At 38.5% G+C, this 20,437-nt stretch carries 17 protein-coding genes and 1 pseudogene; 9 read left to right on the top strand and 9 right to left on the bottom strand.

Annotated elements, in window-relative coordinates; translation table 11 throughout:
- The first annotated feature begins 321 nt into the window (after nucleotides 1–321).
- On the top strand, nucleotides 322–798 hold the full coding sequence (locus M1F26_RS13280) for a YbaK/prolyl-tRNA synthetase associated domain-containing protein (protein ID WP_140170916.1): 477 nt from the start codon (nucleotides 322–324) through the stop codon (nucleotides 796–798).
- Nucleotides 799–847: 49 nt separating this feature from the next.
- Here M1F26_RS13280 and M1F26_RS13285 read toward each other — a convergent pair.
- Nucleotides 848–1,437, bottom strand: a pseudogene (locus M1F26_RS13285) (CatB-related O-acetyltransferase).
- Nucleotides 1,438–1,738: 301 nt separating this feature from the next.
- On the opposite strand from M1F26_RS13285, the gene M1F26_RS13290 reads away from it, so the two are divergent.
- From M1F26_RS13290 to M1F26_RS13300, 3 genes are all read left to right on the top strand, one after another.
- Nucleotides 1,739–2,266: a hypothetical protein gene (locus M1F26_RS13290; RefSeq protein WP_140170830.1), complete on the top strand. Its 528-nt coding sequence runs from the start codon at nucleotides 1,739–1,741 to the stop codon at nucleotides 2,264–2,266.
- A gap of 14 nt (nucleotides 2,267–2,280) precedes the next feature.
- A complete protein-coding gene (locus M1F26_RS13295) occupies nucleotides 2,281–2,973 on the top strand; it encodes a hypothetical protein (RefSeq protein WP_140170831.1) in 693 nt (230 codons plus the stop codon).
- Nucleotides 2,974–3,062: 89 nt separating this feature from the next.
- The gene (locus M1F26_RS13300; RefSeq protein ID WP_180359465.1) at nucleotides 3,063–4,889 is read left to right on the top strand and encodes a M66 family metalloprotease; all 1,827 of its coding nucleotides are present in this window, start codon (nucleotides 3,063–3,065) and stop codon (nucleotides 4,887–4,889) included.
- An 87-nt stretch (nucleotides 4,890–4,976) separates the two neighbouring features.
- Here M1F26_RS13300 and M1F26_RS13305 read toward each other — a convergent pair whose 3' ends face one another.
- Nucleotides 4,977–6,158 carry a multidrug effflux MFS transporter gene (locus M1F26_RS13305; protein ID WP_140170833.1) on the bottom strand — a complete coding sequence of 394 codons (1,182 nt, stop codon included), beginning with the start codon at nucleotides 6,156–6,158 and terminating at the stop codon, nucleotides 4,977–4,979.
- A 190-nt stretch (nucleotides 6,159–6,348) separates the two neighbouring features.
- A complete protein-coding gene (gndA, locus tag M1F26_RS13310) occupies nucleotides 6,349–7,755 on the bottom strand; it encodes an NADP-dependent phosphogluconate dehydrogenase (protein ID WP_004256481.1) in 1,407 nt (468 codons plus the stop codon).
- 242 nt (nucleotides 7,756–7,997) lie between these two features.
- Here gndA and M1F26_RS13315 point away from each other — a divergent pair, with 242 nt between their 5' ends.
- Both M1F26_RS13315 and M1F26_RS13320 read left to right on the top strand, forming a co-directional pair.
- Complete coding sequence (locus M1F26_RS13315; RefSeq protein WP_140170834.1) at nucleotides 7,998–9,581, top strand: TerC family protein; 1,584 nt, start codon at nucleotides 7,998–8,000, stop codon at nucleotides 9,579–9,581.
- Nucleotides 9,582–9,763: 182 nt separating this feature from the next.
- Nucleotides 9,764–10,297 (top strand): hypothetical protein, encoded by a 534-nt coding sequence (locus M1F26_RS13320; protein ID WP_140170835.1) that lies wholly within the window; start codon nucleotides 9,764–9,766, stop codon nucleotides 10,295–10,297.
- Between the two features lie 50 nt (nucleotides 10,298–10,347).
- Here M1F26_RS13320 and asmA read toward each other — a convergent pair whose 3' ends face one another.
- From asmA to apbC, 6 genes are all read right to left on the bottom strand, one after another.
- A complete protein-coding gene (gene asmA, locus M1F26_RS13325) occupies nucleotides 10,348–12,186 on the bottom strand; it encodes an outer membrane assembly protein AsmA (protein WP_140170836.1) in 1,839 nt (612 codons plus the stop codon).
- Nucleotides 12,187–12,313: 127 nt separating this feature from the next.
- Nucleotides 12,314–12,895, bottom strand: coding sequence for a dCTP deaminase (dcd, locus tag M1F26_RS13330; protein WP_004909269.1), 582 nt, complete (start codon nucleotides 12,893–12,895; stop codon nucleotides 12,314–12,316).
- A 38-nt stretch (nucleotides 12,896–12,933) separates the two neighbouring features.
- Nucleotides 12,934–13,578 (bottom strand): uridine kinase, encoded by a 645-nt coding sequence (gene udk / locus M1F26_RS13335; protein WP_140170837.1) that lies wholly within the window; start codon nucleotides 13,576–13,578, stop codon nucleotides 12,934–12,936.
- A 179-nt stretch (nucleotides 13,579–13,757) separates the two neighbouring features.
- A complete protein-coding gene (htpX, locus tag M1F26_RS13340; protein ID WP_140170838.1) occupies nucleotides 13,758–14,714 on the bottom strand; it encodes a zinc metalloprotease HtpX in 957 nt (318 codons plus the stop codon).
- Nucleotides 14,715–14,800: 86 nt separating this feature from the next.
- Complete coding sequence (locus M1F26_RS13345) at nucleotides 14,801–15,361, bottom strand: LemA family protein (RefSeq protein ID WP_004256501.1); 561 nt, start codon at nucleotides 15,359–15,361, stop codon at nucleotides 14,801–14,803.
- 206 nt (nucleotides 15,362–15,567) lie between these two features.
- Nucleotides 15,568–16,680, bottom strand: coding sequence for an iron-sulfur cluster carrier protein ApbC (apbC, locus tag M1F26_RS13350; RefSeq protein ID WP_004256506.1), 1,113 nt, complete (start codon nucleotides 16,678–16,680; stop codon nucleotides 15,568–15,570).
- 259 nt (nucleotides 16,681–16,939) lie between these two features.
- Between apbC and metG the strand changes: the two genes are divergently transcribed.
- From metG to M1F26_RS13365, 3 genes are all read left to right on the top strand, one after another.
- A complete protein-coding gene (gene metG / locus M1F26_RS13355) occupies nucleotides 16,940–18,967 on the top strand; it encodes a methionine--tRNA ligase (protein ID WP_318837580.1) in 2,028 nt (675 codons plus the stop codon).
- Nucleotides 18,968–19,110: 143 nt separating this feature from the next.
- Nucleotides 19,111–19,578, top strand: a complete 468-nt coding sequence (locus M1F26_RS13360) for a CidA/LrgA family protein (RefSeq protein ID WP_004256512.1) — start codon at nucleotides 19,111–19,113, stop codon at nucleotides 19,576–19,578.
- The gene (locus tag M1F26_RS13365) at nucleotides 19,578–20,273 is read left to right on the top strand and encodes a CidB/LrgB family autolysis modulator (protein ID WP_004256514.1); all 696 of its coding nucleotides are present in this window, start codon (nucleotides 19,578–19,580) and stop codon (nucleotides 20,271–20,273) included. Before M1F26_RS13360 ends, M1F26_RS13365 begins: the two co-directional genes overlap by 1 nt.
- Nucleotides 20,274–20,437 lie beyond the last annotated feature (164 nt).

Raw genomic sequence — 20,437 nt, forward strand, 5'->3', positions numbered from 1 at the left:
TATTACCGATAATACAATGCAGCGTAAATGATCAAACTCAATTCTTAATAAGATGTATTCTCAACCATAATAAAAAAAAGAAAAATAACTAATTGATTTTATTTTGAATAATTAATCCACCAGAAGATATGACAATAAAACCCAAGAATAGATTAACAATATAGTTAAAAATCGCACCTGATATGCAATTTATAATATTTCCCAAATTTGTGTTTTTGGCTCGCTATATTTCACGGTTGTATCTCTTAATTAACTTGTTATCATTTCTTATTATTGATGTGGTTTTAAAGGGAAAAAACAGTGTCTGAAAATTCTATTTTTATGCAACTCACACAGTTACTTGATAAAAATAATGCAAAATATCGTGTGATGGAGCACCCCACAGCAGGGAAATCGGAAGAAGTGGCAAAAATACGTGGCACGCAGCTTGGGCAAGGGGCAAAAGGACTAGTATGCCATGTAAAAGGAAATGGGATCCGCCAATACGTACTGGCAATTTTACCTGCTGATAAACAGGCTGATTTAAGTAAGGTTGCCACAGCCATTGGTGGAACCCGCGCATCTTTAGCAAGCCCAAAGGAAGTCGATGAGCTCACTCAATGTGTGTTCGGGGCTATTCCGCCTTTTAGTTTTCACCCTAACTTAAAGTTAATTGCTGACCCACTATTATTTGAACGTTTTGAGGAACTAGCTTTTAATGCCGGTACATTAGAGCGCTCTATTATTTTAAATACAGAAGATTATCAAAGAATAGCCGCACCGACTTTAGTTGAGTTTATTCGCACAGAAGAAAAATAGTTTTGTATTAAAAAAGGGTATTCCACAGAATACCCATCAATAAGTAAAATTAACCAATCAATCGCTGATCATATTCCTGACTGGCATTTTTTAATGCTACAAAATCTGATCCACAAATAAACCGCTTTAATGCGGTAAATTTTTCCTCCGACCAATCATAGATTTTCAATGCTAATAGTTCAGTAATTACATCGTGTGAGAAGCGGTAGTTAATCGGCTTTGCAGGGTTCCCTCCCACAATGGAGTAAGGCTCGACATCTTTGACCACTACACTATTAGCAGCAATTACAGCTCCTTCACCTATTTTAACTCCGGACATGATAAAGGCTCGCATGCCAACCCAGGCTCCGTCGCCAATCACTGTGTCGCCTTTTCCTACATAAGCTTCTTCAATAAATTCAAGAAAAGGATATAAGCAAAACCAATACAGACATAATCACCAATATAAAGTTGGTCAACATTCCATGCTAGCTGCCAATCTCGGCTTTGTTCATCGCCTTGTAGATAACGCACAACTGACCGCTCAAACCCGTTATCCCAGCAGTCGCTATAATAACTATGCTTACCTTTAATATGGATATTGGGATTTTGTACAACCTCATGAAGAAGCTCGTATTTTGACCAATGCTTTTGATTCATGGTACTAAACCTTTTAATTCGTTTATATTTACCATAGAACGCATTCTATGGTGATGTATCCGCGTTCAAAATACATCACACTAAGTAATCATTGGCTTTTTTAGTAATGAGTTATTCATTTTAACCTCACTAATTCAAATAATATTAATTTCCTCACTCATGGTGAGCACTCCAATACTTAGAGTAGCATTTAGGAGTAACTATTAAACCATTCATCTTTTTTTAAAAGATATTTTATCTTACCATCAAATAAAAATTTGACTAGGATCTACGAAACAACAAATAGAGAAGATGATATTTTATGCCAAATAAAAACCTAAGTGCAACTTCACCATCATTATTGATTAACAGCTTAAAAAATCATATTTTATCAATAGGAAACAATGATTATTATATAGATGCTATAAATAAGTCCAACTCCATTCTAGATTATTGGCATTTAATAACAGAAATAAACAAATCCTTCGGTAATCTCTCATTTTTTGAAAATGGGAAAACTAATCATTACTTTAATAACAACCTGTACTCTAGTGATGTAGATGGTGAATTAAAAGGAAATGTACTTTTCGCCCAAGCTAATATTATCCCATCTAAACTCCATATAAATGGAGATAGTAAGCCTAAACTAGTTAAGGAACGTAAGACTTTAATTATGTTTAAACCGCATACTCATATCCCAGAAGAAAATCCAATTCAATTAAATATTTATGATAAAAATAATAATTTAATCATGCAAAAACCGCTATCTCCCCCATCTAAACTACCAAAAATTGCAAATAATAGTATAAGAGAAACTATTTATTACCTCGTGATTTCAAATCACCGGTAAATTTCGACCTTGTCATGAGATCTAATAGTGAATTAATTGAAATATCCAAAAATCAAAATTACTTACACGAAACAATTTTAGATAATAACAAAATAAATTTAAAACTTAATCATAACAATATAAAAACACCTTTCATTCTAAATAATAGCATCAAATATAAAGGTAAAACTATCACATTACACAACACTGATAATAACAACATTAAAGTTAATTATGGCAATAACACTTCTATATTACCGTCAAAATCATCTACCCTTTTTATATGTGATGAAAATGGACATTGGCTAACAAAAAATGATGCTAAACAAATAAAATATTACAGCCCCCTTAGAAAAGCAACCTCAAATACTCTTCCAATTATTGATTTTGAAATTGGCAACCTACCAGATATCGATGGAAAAAAAGTAGATGCAGATTTTTTTGAGGAAATTCTAGAACAAAACTCCACCTTAAAAATAATGAAAATGGATTATGATAGAGTCAAAAAATTCACACTAAAAAAGAATAAAAAATTCACATCTAAAAAAATAATTTTCACATCAGAAGCTAAAGAGTCAACATTCATCCACACTACAAATAAAGTTTTAGAGCTAAAAAAGACAGTGTATTATTATTCCATTGTAATTCAGATGGCAAATGGGAAAACATTCCTATTTTTGATAACAAATCAAAAATCGACTATTCATACCCTAATAAATTTGATCTAACTTTAGATAAAAATGAATTAATTATTGAGGCCTCAAGAAAAACAAATCATTTAAATAACCTAATAAAGAATAATGATTCAATAAAAGTATTGACTAGTGATGGTAATTGGAGCAGTAACTTCACACTCGATAAAAATGATGCATTCCATAATAAAAAAATACTGTTTAGCTCTAATGCATCACTTGACAGTTACATCCACTATGGAAAAAACACTATAAAGTTACAAACAGGTGAAAACGTCCTTTTTGTCTATGATTTAGATAAAAAATGGATCCCTATTAATCATCATAATAATAAAGGAAATTTCATTAACAATTTGGAATATATCGAAAAAACATGGTCTACTACAATCCTAAAAGAATATATCCATCCAGAAATAAAACTTGAATTTACTTATCAAGGTCAGAAAAGTACATTATCTAACATTGATGTAGGTGCCCCAAATGAATTACTCATTAATACTTTTGATATCGGGTTACTTACACCACCAAGAAATGAACATCTTTTCCTAAATAAATTCGAACTAAATCGCCAATATTATCAAACGGTTCCAGTCAGTAAACTAATTGTTTCTCGCTACGAACCCATCCATTTGTTAAAAGTAGTCATGCCTGATGGCCAAGTTTTTACAAAAAATGCACCGGATGAGGGAGGAGGCCATAGTGGCAGCATGAGAGAGTTGATCACTAAATCTTTTTATGCTGATGGTGTTAACACCGCAAATTATGGTGTAAATAGTTCTGCTCCGGACACTGATTCCTTTGTTCTAACTCCCCAAATAACTGCCTATAACTCTGTCGGAATGTATAAAAATGGTAGAGTCGTTCACGGCTGGTCTGGTGGTAGAGGTAAAGCTACATTATATAGTACAGATAATAATGAGATCAGCCATGAATTCGGTCACAATTTTGGTTTAGGTGATCATCACGGGGGAGCTGAAGGCGGCTCCCATGCAGCTGCAAATAAAAAAAATTCAACCTGGCTGTGGGATTCAGATAATAACTATTTTATTCCAAATATGTATAAAAATGGTACATTAAATCATGATGGAATGAATGGAGGTGAAGCTTATGATGCGCGTTACAACGTTTACACCGCTTATACACCTAATTCTTTTATTGAAATTCAAAATAGATTTGAAAATCAGCATGTATTTAGTGAAGAATCAAAAACAGGATATAAAAAATGGGATCCAGAAATAAAAGAGATGGTAGATGCATATTTAGAACTATCACAATATAACGCCATCGAGTTTACTGCAATAAATGGTTCAGATATTACAACTAACGATTTAAATTCACTATTGAAAAAAAATAAAAATGTTATTATTTATAATGGAAATGGTTATCACGCCCAAAAAATTAACATTCCATTAGCAAATGAAAATAATAAAAATGCTATTTTAAGAATAGAATCAGTCGCGGATTACAATAGTGAGCTTCATGTTAACAACAAGATTAAATTAATCAAAAAAAATGATTCAATTTGTTATATTTCAGATGGCTACACTTGGAATCGAAAAGATAACAATGAAACAATCCTCTATAAAGTTCCCTATAAACAAGGAGTGCCTGTTGTGACCTTAATGGGGTTCTATGACCCTAAAGACGTAATCGATAGCTATATCTACCCTTCTTTATATGGTTCTTATGGTATGGTTTATAGCCATGATAAAAAAATAGACACTCAAATGCCATATTTAGAGGTTATTTTTGAAGATGGGAAAATAAGCCAGTACCAACTTCATAACTTCCGTTCAAATGAAGAGATGATGAATAAATTTCATGTTAATATTGAGCGAAGTTTAAACCCCATAAAAGCTAATCTTTATATTAATAATAAAATTGTCCACTCTAGAGAAGTTGAAATAAAGAAGAATAGACTCCTAACAACGATTAATGGTGATATTGTATAATTTTATCTAAGTTATCACTAATTACTAAATTAATTAGTGATAACTATATACGACATAATGAAAAATAAAATCTTCAAACGGTCTACTCTATATTGATTTAACAAGAGATAAGCTCTTTTTTCTTGCAAGCAATCCAAACAAACAGCCAACTAGCATAACTAATGCTAATGACATTTTTGGTGCGATAGGCAAACCGATTGCACAAAGTCCGAGAGTTGCTCCCCCTGCCATTTGAACAAACCCCACTAAGGCAGATGCGGTGCCTGCTTCATTACCAAAAGGTTCTAAAGCGTAACTGGTTGCCGTTCCCATCATAAAGGCCAGCCCTGTACAAGCACAAGCGACAGGCAACATATAGACTAACCAATGGCTTTGTATTTCTATCGGTAATACGACAAAACCTAGCAATAATCCTAAACAGCCAGCTGCCATCATTGAACTACCAACCAATAAACAGGTTGGCCGCCCTATTTTATGAATAAAATAATTAGCGATATAACTGGCAAACATGATCCAAAAACCATTAACACCAAATACTATAGAAAACGCGAGCGGGCTTAATTGGGCATCCCCCATCAGCACAGTTGGTGCAAGTGACACATATGTTAATGCCATACCCATCGTGCCTGCGTTTACTAAGGCAAAAATAATAAATTGAGGATTCCCCAAAATTCGCCAATAAGTTTTCAGCGGAATAACTTTTACTTTAGGTAAATTAGCGGGGCGTGTTTCGGGTAAAAAAACCACAATTAGCACTAATATGACCAATGCATACAAAGCAAGAAACCAAAACGGTGCCCGCCAGCCCCATGCCTCAGCCAGCAAGCCTCCAAGTAATGGCGCTAACGCAGGAACAATATTCAATGTCCCATTTAAGAAGCCAAAAGCGCGGGCCGCTTCTGTACCATTCATTCGGTCACGTACACAACTAAATGCCACCACCGAAGTACAACAGACTGCAACCCCTTGCAATAAACGCGAGGCAATAAATACCACGGGTGTTGTTGCTGCAATAGCAACACCTGCACCAATGATGTACAGCACTATGCCCAAAATCGCGATAGGTTTTCGGCCATACCTATCCACTAATGGGCCTGAAATTAACTGCCCTAAGCCTAAAACTAAAATAAACAAGGCAATTGTAGACTGAATCACTGACTCACTACTTCCCAAATCCCTCGCAATATCAGGTATTGTTGGTAAATATAAATCAATCCCTAATGGACCAAGTAATACCAATAAAAGTAATAAGATAAGAAAATTACGCATAAACCATGCCCAGACTCGATAAAGTTAATTTTTAAAATATGAGATGCAATAAATTATAGAAAAGCTAAAGCCACCGTCGAATTAATGATTTACTTATAATAATAAATTAAATATTTTACGGCTCTTCAAAGTCAAAAAAGGCGCTAAACCTAGCGCCTTTTGTGTTATCAAAAATTAATGATAACGAATTTTATTCCATCCACTCAGTGTGGAAAACGCCGTCTTTATCCGTACGTTTATAAGTGTGAGCACCGAAGTAGTCACGTTGCGCTTGGATCAAGTTTGCAGGCAATACTGCTGAACGGTAGCTATCATAATAAGAGATAGCCGCTGAGAATGTCGGTGTTGGGATACCATTTTGTACGCCATAGCAGACAACATCACGCAGTGCTTGCTGGTATTCGTCAGCGATTTGCTTGAAATATGGCGCTAACAGCAAGTTGGCAATTTTCGCATCTTGGTTATACGCATCTGTGATTTTTTGCAGGAACTGAGCACGAATGATACAACCTGCACGGAAGATTTTTGCGATTTCACCGTAGTTTAAATCCCAATTATATTCTTCTGATGCTGCTTTCAGTTGTTGGAAGCCTTGCGCATAAGACACAATTTTACCTAAATACAGTGCACGGCGAACTTTTTCAATAAAGTCTTTTTTATCACCTTCAACAGCTTTTAGGGTTGGACCGGTTAATACTTTAGATGCCGCAACGCGCTGATCTTTTAAGAAAGAAATATAACGCGCAAATACAGATTCAGTAATTAAAGTCAGAGGAATACCTAAATCCAGCGCACTCTGGCTAGTCCATTTACCTGTACCTTTATTAGCCGCTTCATCAAGGATCACATCAACGAGATATTTACCATCTTCATCTTTTTTCTTGAAAATATCTGCTGTAATTTCAATTAAATAGCTGCTCAGCTCACCTTTATTCCACTCAGCAAAGATACCTGCTAACTCTTCGTTGCTCAGGTTCAAAGAACCTTTTAATAATGAATAGGCTTCTGCGATTAATTGCATATCACCGTATTCAATACCGTTGTGAACCATTTTCACATAGTGGCCCGCACCATCTGCACCAATATAGGTCACACAAGGTTCGCCTTCGGCTTGTGCTGCGATTTCTTTTAAGATTGGCGCAACTAATTCATAAGCTTCTTTTTGCCCGCCCGGCATAATTGAAGGGCCTTTCAGTGCGCCTTCTTCACCACCTGAAACACCAGTACCGATGAAATTAAAACCTTGCTCGGATAATTCACGATTACGACGGATAGTATCAGTGAATAAGGTATTACCGCCGTCAATTAAGATATCCCCTTTGTCCAGATGAGGAGTCAGCGAGGCAATGGTTTTGTCCGTCGCTTCACCCGCTTTAACCATCAACAAGATGCGGCGAGGTTTTTCCAGAGAGTCAACAAACTCTTCAATTGTATAGTTGGGAACTAATTTTTTCCCTGGATTTTCGGCAATCACTTCGTCTGTTTTATCTTTAGAACGATTAAAGATAGACACTGAGTAACCGCGGCTTTCAATATTGAGCGCAAGGTTACGCCCCATGACTGCCATTCCGACAACACCAATCTGCTGCTTTGACATGAACAACTCCTGTCTGATTAGGACCAAGTCAGCCTCGACCGTGCTGACATTCTGTTAACGGGATCACATATTAACCTAGGATTGGGCAGCATGGTAGTTATTGATGCAATCGATGACGTATACAAGGCCATTTTTGTCAAGAATTGTCCAATTAGCGTGATTTTTTATTGATATTTCATTCAACAAACCGCATTATTCATTCGTCGGTATAAGCCGTCATATCAGAAGGTAAAACAAACTGTATGGAATGGATCGCAGATCCTTCGATTTGGGCGGGCCTCGCTACCCTTATCGTTCTAGAAATCGTTCTTGGTATTGATAACCTCGTTTTCATCGCCATTCTGGCAGATAAGCTCCCGCCAAAGCTGCGTGATAGAGCCCGTGTAACTGGACTTTTATTAGCCCTGATTATGCGTGTTGTGCTTCTATTTAGCTTGTCATGGCTCATTACCCTCACGAAACCAATATTAACCCTCTTTGAGCATCCTTTTAGTGCTCGAGATTTAATCATGTTGGTGGGTGGTCTATTCCTCTTGTTTAAAGCCACAATGGAACTAAACGAGCGGTTGGAGGGGAAAGACGAACACACCAATACTCAAAGAAAGACATCGAATTTCTGGGCTGTTGTTGCACAAATTATTGTTCTTGATGCCGTATTCTCACTGGACTCCGTGATCACCGCTGTCGGCATGGTTGACCATATCGGCGTAATGATTGCCGCTGTAACCATTGCTATGGTATTAATGATTTGGGCAAGTAAACCGTTAACTAGCTTTGTTAACCAGCACCCAACCATTGTCATACTGTGTTTAAGCTTCTTACTGATGATTGGTTTCAGCTTAGTTGCCGAAGGGTTTGGCTATGCCATACCGAAAGGTTACTTATACGCTGCAATTGGCTTCTCTATCATGATTGAAGTCCTAAATCAATTTGCCCAATTTAACCGTCGTAAGTTCCTTAAAGGCTCACGTCCACTACGTGAACGTACGGCAGAAGCGGTCTTACGTATTCTTAGCGGTAATAATGAGCGTGGGGAATTAGACCCGCACACTTCTGACCTTATCGCTGATAATCAATCGGTTTTTGACCCACAAGAGCGCTTGATGATTGCTCGAGTGTTAGGTATGGCACAACGTAACGTAGAAAGCATCATGACATCACGCCATGATGTGGATTACCTTGACATTAATAAGTCTTCTGCGGATTTACTGCAATTAATGGAGAAAAACCCACACTCACGTTTAGTTGTCATTGATGAAACGATTAGTGATGAACCTGTTGGGGTGGTACATGTAATGGATTTGGTTAAACAGCAATTAAAAGGCCAGCCATTAAACTTACGAGCACTGATTACCCAGCCATTGATATTCCCTGAAGGGCTATCTCTGTTAAAAGCGTTAGAGCAGTTCCGTAAGGCGCATACTCACTTTGCCTTTGTTGTGGACGAGTTTGGTTCTATCGAAGGTATAGTGACATTAACCGACGTAATGGAAACCATCGCGGGTAATTTACCCGTTGGTGATGAAGAAAATGACTCTCGCCACGACATTCAAAAACTCGATGATGGTACTTGGATTGCCAACGGCTTTATGCCACTTGAAGACCTGATCATGTTTATCCCTATGGAATTAGATGATAAACGTGAGTATGAAACTATAGCTGGTCTCTTGATGGAGCACTTGCAAAGGGTTCCTGAAGTCGGTGAGCAAGTCACTATCAATGGTTGCATATTCCAACCTCTTGAGGTTAACAGCCACCGAGTCAATAAAGTGTTAATCACGCCACCTGCCCCTGAAGCTGATGGCTATGAATTTGAAGATGATTAATTAGTTTTATTTCTTTACGCAATACCGGCCTATAGAGTCGGTATTTTTTTGTCTAAAAACCGCAGATGTTATCTCTTTACCCGTTAACAATAAAAACAGTAGCGTTTTATTAAAGAAAATAGCATTGAAACACTGAATAATTCGACCAATAAAATACAATTAGCTTTAATAAAGGTCATATTATGTATATCAATAGCAATCAACCAAATAATACTAGTCAGAATGTAAAAATAAATAACTCATCAAAAGGTGTAAGTGGAAACACGAGTAGCGTTAGTAATCATAATCAAAAATGCCCTGTGGCAACTTCAGAAAAAATAGTCCATAAAAAAGAGATTACTAAGCTGAATAAAGATATTACTACTGGATTAAGTCACATTAAATCGAAGCTAAGTAATATTCTAAGTGACAAAGCATCAGGACCTTTCCAAAATGATTCTATCAAAGAGTTAAAGTCACAGCTAGTTAGACTAACGGCTTCTGTTAAATCGTATCAGGATAAACTAGATTCCTCATCATATAAACACAATAGTTCAAAGCAAAAAACAATCACTAAGCTAGAGACTAAATTATCAACAATCACTGAAAAGATGAGTAAGGCAGAAAGTAACAATAAGTTTAATGTTAGTAGAGGTAACCAAGCTCATTTTGATAATATGCAAAAAGCGGCTGATTTAAGGGAGGGGAACAAAGCCCCATCCAAATTTGAACCATAAATATTAAGTGGAGTCACCTGTTTTAGGTGGCTCCATGATGACATATATCGTTACAATGCATTCAATAAATCATTAAGCCCTTTATTTTCTTCTTTCTTTAAAAAATTACCAAGGGCTTCTTTGGCTTGAGTTCGTAACTCATTACGCAGTAGTTTTTCCACATCTAATTGGTATTTTAAATTATTCCAACTACCATAAATACGCAGTGGAATAGTCATTGCTTGCAATTGCTGGACTAAACGTGAATCACCGCCCCAGCCGTTAGCAATATTAACCCCTAAATTGACATCAATAGTTTCATTAGGGATATTTATACGACCTTGCCCACTAATGTTAACTAAGGATGACGTTGCATTCATAGAGGAAATATTCAAATTACCTTTATTTAATTTACCTGCCACAATGAAAGAATCAACCTCAGTGACGTTACCCGTATTCACTGGTGCATTAATTTTATTGGTTACTCTGGAAACGGATTGCTGAATTAATAAAGGAATATTCAATCCCTGCAATTTTGCATTTCTTAACTCAAAATTAACAGGCCCCTGCCATTGATTTTTTACTGCATGGTCATCATAACCTACACCCGATAATGTAGTATTTAACGAAATTACCCCACTTAATTTTTGTGGCATATTGAAGGCTTTTAATAGTGGTGTTAGGTCGATATTTTTAAAATCCGGCCTTGCGGAAACGTATGCCGGCGTTGAACTGTAATTAAATGTCACTGGTAATGAGAAGGCACCACCAAATGCCTTACCCTGTAATTTTGAAACCGTCAAACGAGGTGTTTGGTTTTGTGCCTCAAAAACTACGTCACTAACCATCATTCCACGATAGATTAACTGGTTAATGGCTAAATTGATATTGGCGGAAAATGCCTGCAAGCCAGATAAATCATATTGTTGAGGATTTGCACCAGAAATAACCGGTTTAACACCAACACGGTTATTATTCACCTCTGATTCGATATGGGTACTGCTAGGCATAGTCCCCAGTAAGTTATCTAAATCTAATTTTTCGGCCACTAAATTGACCATTATTTTGGGGGTATCGGCTAATTGTATACTGGCATCGCCTGACAGGGCACTTTCATTAGCCGTTATCACCAAATGGCTTAAACTGGCACTTTCTACTTTCCCTTTGGTGTATAGAAAATCACTTGTTATTTGCCCTTCAATTCCACTTTCAGGCAAATCAACACCACTCAATTTATAATCAAATTGCGTTAATTGCCCACTAATCTTTTGATTTACATCCGATAAATCGATATCTGCACGTAAATTAAATACAAACTCTTGTTGGTTTTTATTTAGATTTCCACTGAATTTAACGGCGACCTGTTTTTTATCACTTTTCTTCAGTGATAAATCAATGTTACGTAGGTTAAACTCATCTTTAGATGTTTGCCAAATCACTAAGCTATTGGAAATATTAATTTTTTCTATATCTAATAACCAGCTATTTTTCTCTGGTAAAGGGGAGGATGTAGGCACACCACCTGGCGCGACAGGAGCATTACGGTGAGTTTGGATTTCGCTATCCGGTGTTTTGCGGATAACAGCACCATCAATCACAATTTGCTCAACAGAAAGCTTATGGGAAATAAGTGGCCATAATTCAACATCTAAGCGCATATTATCTGCACTTAGTATGGGTTTAGCGGCATTCGGTGCAGTAAGGGAAACAGGGCCAGTAATAATGCTTAAAGTTGGCCATACATGCCAACGCATATCACCGTTGAATTCAAGTTGATAACCGCTTTTTTTCTCTACCTGTTCAACAATATAATGACGAAAATCATTCGGGTTCACCAACATTACAAGTGTGGTTAACCCTGCAACAATTACCACGAGTAAAATAATCAGTGTCGTCAAAAAACGTTTCATCCTTCCCTCTCTTAAATTCCGCTTGCGCTCGCCACAAAAATGAACTCACACCTATCCCTGAAAATGGGCGGAAATTACCTGTTTAATCTCCATTAAACGCCGCAATTTCCGCAAAGTTCACCGGTTATCAGTCTTCGCTGATACGGCTACCAACAGCACCTTGTTGGTTTTTATATTTAGCGTCTTGTCGGCTATTATAAGGGCGATCAGCACTACCAGATAACGGCTCAAAACTTAATGCGCCAATCACCATGCCAGGACGCAACGCTAACGGTAATTTACCTGAATTGTAGAATTCTAGCACGATTTGCCCATGCCAACCGGGGTCAATTCGATGTGCGGTTACGTGCACCATCAAACCTAACCGCGCTAATGAAGAGCGCCCGTCTAGCCAACCGACAAGGTTATCAGGGAGCGTAACAGACTCAAGCGTCACTGCAAGTGCTAATTCACCTGGATGTAGGAAAAAGGGCTCATCTTCATCAAGCACAATTTCATCACTCATGACGCGATCTAATGCGGCATTAACCTCATCTTTAGGGCCACTAAGGTCAATAAATGCAGCCGTGTGTCCTCGAAAAACACGGAATTGATTTCCTAAACGAACATCTGCAGTTGCACCATTGATTCGTTCAACTGGTGGGCGTGGACTAATCACTAATTTACCATCATCCATCCATTGAATAATATCGCGGTCACAAAGACGCATGGTTGTTTCCCCCTTCATTATTTTAATTTCTGCGCGGTTTAATCTTGACAGAATTCGCCAATTTTCGCTTTCAAGATATCAATCGCAACACGGTTTTTCCCACCGCGAGGTACAATGATATCGGCATATTGCTTTGATGGCTCAATAAATTGCAAAAACATTGGGCGAACCGTTTTATTATATTGGTCAATAACGGAATCAAGCGTTCTGCCCCTTTCATTAACATCACGTTTAATACGGCGCATCAAACAAATATCGAGCGGTGTATCAACAAAAATAGAAAAATCCATTTCACCACGTAAACGTTTATCTGTTAATAATAAAATACCTTCAATGATAATAACTTTTTTAGGTTTAAACGTGATGGTTTTCTGTTTACGGGTATGAGCGACATAGTCGTATTGCGGAATTTCTACTGCTTGGCCATTTTTCAGTGATTTGAGATGTTCATAAAGCAAGCTGTGGTCCATCGAGTTAGGATGGTCATAATTTACTTTAAGACGCTCTTCCATTGGGACATCGGCTTGGTCTTTGTAATAACAATCTTCTGGAATAACACCGATATTATGATCACCAACCTGTTCCCTTAATTCACGGTATAACGTACTGGCAATTAAGCTTTTGCCAGATGCAGAGGCTCCCGATATACCTACAATGGTACAGTGATGCGCTATGTCAGTCATAAAATGATAACCTGGTTAAATATTAGAAATGAAAATACATAACATCAAAAATGTTATGTTGGCGGAATTATAGGGGGTAATGACGTGTTGTTCCAGCGTCCCTAGGCAAAGTTCGCTAAAAAAACACCCATTAGATAGGAAATGCCGTAAATCAGAGCGTACAAAATGTCATTTATACACTAAAACTGTTTTTTTCCTTCTAATACCGCAATGCGATTTTCAATCGAAGGGTGAGTTGAAAACACAGAATCGCCCTTATTAAAAATATAAGCGGCCTTACGGTAAGCTTGCCCTGTACTCGCCTTATCATACTCGTGGGTTTCGTGCTTACCCGATATTTTTTTCAGTGCGCTGATCATCGCTTGGTTATCAGAAGTGAGATCGACCGCTGCGGCATCCGCCATATATTCACGGGTACGCGATAAATAAAAATAGAGAATTTGTGTTATCCACGGTAAAACAAAATTCAGAACTAATAGGATCATTTGCGCTTTGTTCGCCGCATTATTGCGACTGCGCCCTGCTGTTCGAATAAAAATCTGACTAAATAAATTGGTCACGGTTAAAATCACATTCGCCAAAATCCCCACGTACAGAGTTAATTTTGAATCACCGTGAATAATGTGCCCAACTTCATGAGCAAGAACGGCTTGAACCTCTTGCCGATTAAGTGTCTGTAATAAGCCTCTTGTCACCCCCACAAGTGCATTACGATTATTCCACCCTGCTGCGAAAGCATTAGGCTCGTCCGTTTCTAAAATATATAAGCGAGGAATATAGCCTAAGCTGGCACTTAAACTTAATTCTTCAATAATATTAAAAAGTTGCTTTTCTTGGGGAATATTCGCATTTTCTTGGGTGATTTCTCTGGCATTCACCCCAGCTAACATCATTTTATGGCCTCTAAAATGAATATAAATTAGCCCAAGGAAGGTTAAACCTAAAACAATGAAAGTGGCGATAGGTAATTCATGAAGTGTCACAAACATCATCGCATTGTCGACCAAATCCAATTGTTCATTTGGATGTGTTGCAATATCCGCCAGTAATCCAATGATTAGCATTAAAAAAATATAGCTCATCACCACCAAACGTGTGCGAATATTATTTTTACGAATGACGTTTCTAAAATCCATAATGTAACCTGTTATCTACTACTCATAAAATATCGGAACACCATAAGGCATCCCGATGATTTATCACTTCAAAGGTCTAAAGGCTTTTAATCAAAATTAATTCGACGTGATTCCTCAGTCTTAATGGTTTCTTCATCAAGACGCCAATATTCCTTTGAAATTTTTAAGCTAGGAATAATGCCAACAATGAGTGCCGCAGGCATAGAAGCGATATACGCATTATAAGTTTCTAATGAACGGTTATAACCACGTTTAGCAAATGACAATTTATTTTCTGAAGAAACGATTTCTTCTTGTAAATTTGCCATAATTGCATCGGATTTTAGCTCAGGATAAGCTTCAACCGCGACATTAATTGCCCCACTTGTTACCATTTTTGATAACGCATCTTCGGCTTCACGGGCTTTATCCCCAGTCGCCGTTTGTGCTTGCGTCCGTAGCTCAGTAATTTTACTGAACACCTCGCTTTCATGGCTTAAATATTTTTTAACTGTTGCCAATAAGCTATCAAATACTTTTCCACGACGATCTAATTGAACTGAAATTTCTGTTTCACTCGAAATAACAGCTTCTCGCAATGCGACGATACGGTTATAAAAATAAATAACGATCAGCACCACGACAACAATAAAAATTAAAAATTTCATAGTCACCTTTTCGGGTTGCCCGTAGAAAGAAAACTGATTAAATAAAAGATGTGGTTATTCTACGCGAACATGACTCAATAAAGAAATGTTCCGCAAACAATTCAGAAAAATAGAAGGTTAAAAAAACACGTTTAGTAAAGAAAAGTATCAACAATAAATAAGGCTATCTAGTGATAAACTAAATAGCCTTTTTTCTCTATAACCGATTAAACGGCGCGGAAAGAAATCTCTGTTGGGATTTTATCCCCTTCCCAATACATCAAAGCTGAAATACCCGAAGCAATTTCACGGTAGATATCTGCAAATTCACCTTCAGGATCACGCATAACAGTAGGCTGGCCACGGTCAAGGTCTTCACGTAAAGAAATATGCAGAGGAACCTGCCCCAATAATTTAGTATGGTATTTTTCGGCTAATTTCTCAGCACCACCAGTACCGAAAATTGGCTCAACATGGCCACAATTACTGCAAATATGTGCGCTCATATTTTCAACAACACCCAGCACTGGGACATTGACTTTCTTAAACATCACAATGCCTTTCATGGCATCGACCAAGGCGATATCTTGTGGTGTTGTCACCACCACCGCCCCTGTAACAGGGATGTTTTGAGAAAGTGTTAATTGGATGTCACCTGTTCCTGGTGGCATATCGATAACTAAGTAATCCAAATCAGGCCATAACGTGTCCTGTAGCATTTGCATTAATGCTTTACTTGCCATTGGGCCACGCCAAACCATGGCGTTGTCATCCGTTACTAAGTAACCGATGGAGTTGGTAGCCAAGCCATACGCCATAATTGGCGCCATGTGCTGACCATCTGGGGAAGTTGGGCGTTCTAATGTTGTGCCTAACATATTTGGAATTGATGGGCCGTAAATATCCGCATCAAGGATCCCCACTTTCGCCCCTTCTTGCGCCAGTGCGAGCGCTAAGTTCACAGAAGTACTGGATTTACCAACACCACCTTTACCCGAACTGACGGCTAAGATATTACGAACACCATTAATACCCGGCAAATCATTTGCACGTTTTAATGTGGTGATGTCATGGCGCAGTTTCCATTCAACAGCATGAGCCCCTGTTTGTTGCTTTAATTCAGCAGTTTTTTCGCTAATTAAAGTTTGAAACGGCCCTTTCCAAACGAATGGCATAACTAATTCGACATGCAGCACGTTGTCCAACATTGCACAATGGTGTAACGCTTTGATAGAAATCAAATTACGTTGCAGTGTTGGGTGTGTAAATGAAGCCAAAACTTTGGAGACTTGTTCAGTCAGCAGTTCTGGTTTGTTCTGCTCGGGGGATTTATCGTTCATCCCGGCTCCTTTATTTATATTTTTGAACTATGTATATCCTAGAATAAGTTACAGAAAATTGGGCGGATATACTTTGACTGAGATTAATCATAACAGAGAACAGGAAGAAAGTTATTATATCGAGATAGGAAAAGCCACGAAGAGGTAAAAATTCTTTTTCAAACAAATTTCCAATTAATATTTTATACCCCTAGCAGCGATGGTTTTGATCGGTTAACATCAAAGACCCTTTTCAAATAATGGAAGTAAGAAAGTTACTATGTCTCAAGTCGCGAATAAATTACTGGTAACCTGTGCGTTACCCTATGCTAACGGTTCAATCCATCTTGGTCATATCCTGGAACACATTCAGGCTGATATTTGGGTCCGTTATCAGCGAATGCGCGGCAAAGAGGTTCACTTTATCTGTGCCGATGACGCGCACGGAACTCCAATCATGCTTAAAGCTCAACAGCTTGGCGTAACGCCAGAAGAGATGATTGCGGCAGTGAACCAAGAGCATCAGAACGATTTTGCTGGTTTCGCCATTAGTTATGATAACTACCACTCCACACACAGTGAAGAAAACAAAGTTTTATCAGAGCTGATTTACGGGAAACTGAAAAATAACGGTTTTATTAAAAACCGCACTATTTCACAGCTTTTCGACCCAGAAAAAGGCATGTTTTTACCGGATCGCTTCGTTAAAGGCACTTGTCCAAAATGTAAAGCCGAAGACCAATATGGTGATAACTGTGAAGTCTGTAGTGCAACCTATAGCCCAACAGAACTGATTAACCCACGTTCAGTGATTTCTGGCGCCACACCTGTCATGCGTGATTCAGAACACTTTTTCTTTGATCTTCCTGCATTTAGCGACATGCTTCAAGCGTGGACTCGCTCAGGCGCGCTACAAGAGCAAGTCGCTAATAAAATGCAAGAATGGTTCGAATCAGGCCTACAACAATGGGATATCACCCGTGATGCACCTTATTTCGGTTTTGAAATTCCTGATGCGCCGGGTAAATATTTCTATGTTTGGTTAGATGCGCCTATCGGTTACATGGGCTCCTTTAAAAACCTGTGTGACAAACGTGGCGACCTCGACTTTGACGAGTTTTGGAATAAAGATTCGAAAACTGACCTTTATCACTTCATTGGTAAAGATATCGTCTATTTCCACAGCCTGTTCTGGCCTGCTATGTTAGAAGGTAGCCAGTACCGTAAACCAACAAACCTATTTGTTCATGGCTATGTCACGGTTAACGGTGCAAAAATGTCTAAATCTCGCGGAACATTCATCACCGCGCGTTCATATTTAGATCATTTAGATGCCGACTGCTTGCGCTATTACTACGCAGCAAAACTGTCTTCGCGTATTGATGACATCGATTTCAATTTGGAAGATTTCGTCCAGCGCGTCAACAGCGACATCGTCAATAAAGTGGTTAACTTGGCATCACGTAATGCGGGCTTTATTGCTAAACGCTTCGATGGCAAATTATCGGCAAATCTGGCTGAGCCTGAGCTATACCAACAATTTATTGATGCAGCTAAAGTTATCGGCGAGGATTATAACAACCGTGAATATAACAAAGCGATCCGTGAAATCATGGCATTAGCCGATATCGCAAACCGCTATATTGATGAAAAAGCCCCTTGGGTTGTGGCAAAACAAGAAGGTAAAGATCAAGAACTGCAAGACATTTGCTCGATGGGCATCAACTTGTTCCGCGTTCTGATGACTTACCTGAAGCCGGTTTTACCCGGCCTCACTGAGCGTGCTGAAGCCTTCTTAAATAGTGAACTGTCATGGGATGCGATTAATACCCCATTATTGAACCACAGCGTCGCTCCGTTCAAAGCGCTATTTAACCGCATTGAAATGGCAAAAGTGGATGCGATGGTTGAAGCCTCAAAAGAGAGCATTAACCCCGTACAACAACTCACAGGACCACTCGCTGACGACCCAATTCAAGAAACCATCACTTTTGATGATTTTGCGAAAATTGACCTGCGAATTGCATTAATCAAGCAAGCTGATTTTGTTGAAGGTTCAGACAAACTGCTGAAATTACAATTAGATATCGGTGGTGAAACGCGCCAAGTATTTTCTGGTATTCGCTCCGCTTATCCAGACCCTAAAGCATTAGAAGGCCGTTTAACCGTGATGGTTGCCAACCTCGCACCACGCAAAATGCGTTTTGGTATTTCTGAAGGTATGGTAATGGCTGCTGGCCCTGGCGGTAAAGATATCTTCTTACTCAGCCCTGACAGTGGCGCACAACCCGGTATGCAAGTTAAATAACCCATACTTGCTCTAGTCTGTTATTCATCAAAAGTGGGAAGCTAAATACTTCCCACTTTTTTATTGGCTTTTTATTGTGATCGGTAGCACAATAATAAAGTTAATTGTATGATGAATAGATATTACATTACAGGACCAGTCTCATGTCATTTAAACAGGTACTGATAACGGGATGGCAATATTTGCGAGCTTTCGCAATACTCTACCTTTGCCTGATTATTGGAAACCTTATCTCAACACTACTTCCATTCTCCATCCCTGGCAGCATTGTCGGCATGTTAATTTTATTCATATTGCTTGCGTTACAAATTATCCCCGCGAAGTGGGCACAACCCGGTTGCAGCATTTTGTTGAAAAATATGACCATCCTGTTTGTTCCTATTGGTGTTGGCATAATGAATTACTATGAATTACTCAGCCAACAAATGGTTCCTATCATCGTTTCCTGTGTAGTTAGTACCTTAATCGTTATGGTGGTTGTCGCCATCAGTTCCAACTATATTCATAAGGAACGCCCTGTCGTTGGGGCTCAACCTGATGACGTTCCTTTACCCCCCGAAGACCCAATTTCTTCGGTCATTAATAATGATAAAACTAAGGGGAATGAATAATGTTAGAACATATTTGGTGGTCATTACCGCTGACCATTGTGGTGTTTTATTTAGCGCGTAAATTGTCGACCACATTTAAGTTACCGATTTTAAACCCACTATTAATTACTATTGCGGTATTGATTGCACTACTAGTGATCACGAATACATCTTATGAGCACTATTTTGCAGGTAGCAAAATACTCAATGATTTACTACAACCCGCAGTGGTTGCGCTCGCTTTTCCACTTTACGAACAAATGCACCAAATTCGTGCCCAGTGGAAATCTTTATTAAGCATTTGTTTTGCAGGTAGTTTAGTGGCCATGTTCAGCGGTGCTGCCATCGCACTATGGTTGGGGGCAACCCCAGATATCGCGGGTTCTATTTTACCTAAATCAGTAACTACTCCTATTGCGATGGCTGTCGCTGATTCTGTTGGTGGGATCCCTGCGATTAGTGCCGCTTGCGTGTTGTTTGTTGGGATCTTAGGCGCCATGTTTGGCCATAGCTTATTTGATGTGCTACGTGTACGAACCCACGCCTCAAGAGGGCTCGCGATGGGAACCGCTTCCCACGCCCTAGGTACTGCCCGCTGTGCCGAAGTGAATTACATTGAAGGTGCTTATAGCTCTCTTGCATTAATGACCTGTGGGGTTATCACCTCGCTTATTGCCCCGTTTATATTCCCTGTCATTTTACATCTTTTTAGCTAAGCTTAATTCATTAAGCCAATAACCAAATATATGAGTAAGAGGGTTCAATAGCCTCTTGCTCATACGCACACTGATAAAATATGAGATATATCTCACAACAAAAGAATATGTTTCATGTATTACATTCAAAATAGTGATAATTATCACACATAGTTCTACGTATT

This window comes from Providencia sp. PROV048 (assembly GCF_033688165.1).
Taxonomy (GTDB): domain Bacteria; phylum Pseudomonadota; class Gammaproteobacteria; order Enterobacterales; family Enterobacteriaceae; genus Providencia; species Providencia hangzhouensis.

Bases quoted from the DNA above. Each gene is read 5' to 3' on its own strand.
- gndA (WP_004256481.1), bottom strand. From the start codon at position 7,755: ATGTCAAAGCAGCAGATTGGTGTTGTCGGAATGGCAGTCATGGGGCGT.
- htpX (WP_140170838.1), bottom strand. From the start codon at position 14,714: ATGGATTTTAGAAACGTCATTCGTAAAAATAATATTCGCACACGTTTG.
- asmA (WP_140170836.1), bottom strand. From the start codon at position 12,186: ATGAAACGTTTTTTGACGACACTGATTATTTTACTCGTGGTAATTGTT.
- M1F26_RS13290 (WP_140170830.1), top strand. From the start codon at position 1,739: ATGCCAAATAAAAACCTAAGTGCAACTTCACCATCATTATTGATTAAC.
- udk (WP_140170837.1), bottom strand. From the start codon at position 13,578: ATGACTGACATAGCGCATCACTGTACCATTGTAGGTATATCGGGAGCC.
- dcd (WP_004909269.1), bottom strand. From the start codon at position 12,895: ATGCGTCTTTGTGACCGCGATATTATTCAATGGATGGATGATGGTAAA.
- apbC (WP_004256506.1), bottom strand. From the start codon at position 16,680: ATGAACGATAAATCCCCCGAGCAGAACAAACCAGAACTGCTGACTGAA.
- metG (WP_318837580.1), top strand. From the start codon at position 16,940: ATGTCTCAAGTCGCGAATAAATTACTGGTAACCTGTGCGTTACCCTAT.
- M1F26_RS13320 (WP_140170835.1), top strand. From the start codon at position 9,764: ATGTATATCAATAGCAATCAACCAAATAATACTAGTCAGAATGTAAAA.
- M1F26_RS13305 (WP_140170833.1), bottom strand. From the start codon at position 6,158: ATGCGTAATTTTCTTATCTTATTACTTTTATTGGTATTACTTGGTCCA.
- M1F26_RS13365 (WP_004256514.1), top strand. From the start codon at position 19,578: ATGTTAGAACATATTTGGTGGTCATTACCGCTGACCATTGTGGTGTTT.
- M1F26_RS13295 (WP_140170831.1), top strand. From the start codon at position 2,281: ATGAGATCTAATAGTGAATTAATTGAAATATCCAAAAATCAAAATTAC.
- M1F26_RS13280 (WP_140170916.1), top strand. From the start codon at position 322: ATGCAACTCACACAGTTACTTGATAAAAATAATGCAAAATATCGTGTG.
- M1F26_RS13360 (WP_004256512.1), top strand. From the start codon at position 19,111: ATGTCATTTAAACAGGTACTGATAACGGGATGGCAATATTTGCGAGCT.
- M1F26_RS13315 (WP_140170834.1), top strand. From the start codon at position 7,998: ATGGAATGGATCGCAGATCCTTCGATTTGGGCGGGCCTCGCTACCCTT.
- M1F26_RS13345 (WP_004256501.1), bottom strand. From the start codon at position 15,361: ATGAAATTTTTAATTTTTATTGTTGTCGTGGTGCTGATCGTTATTTAT.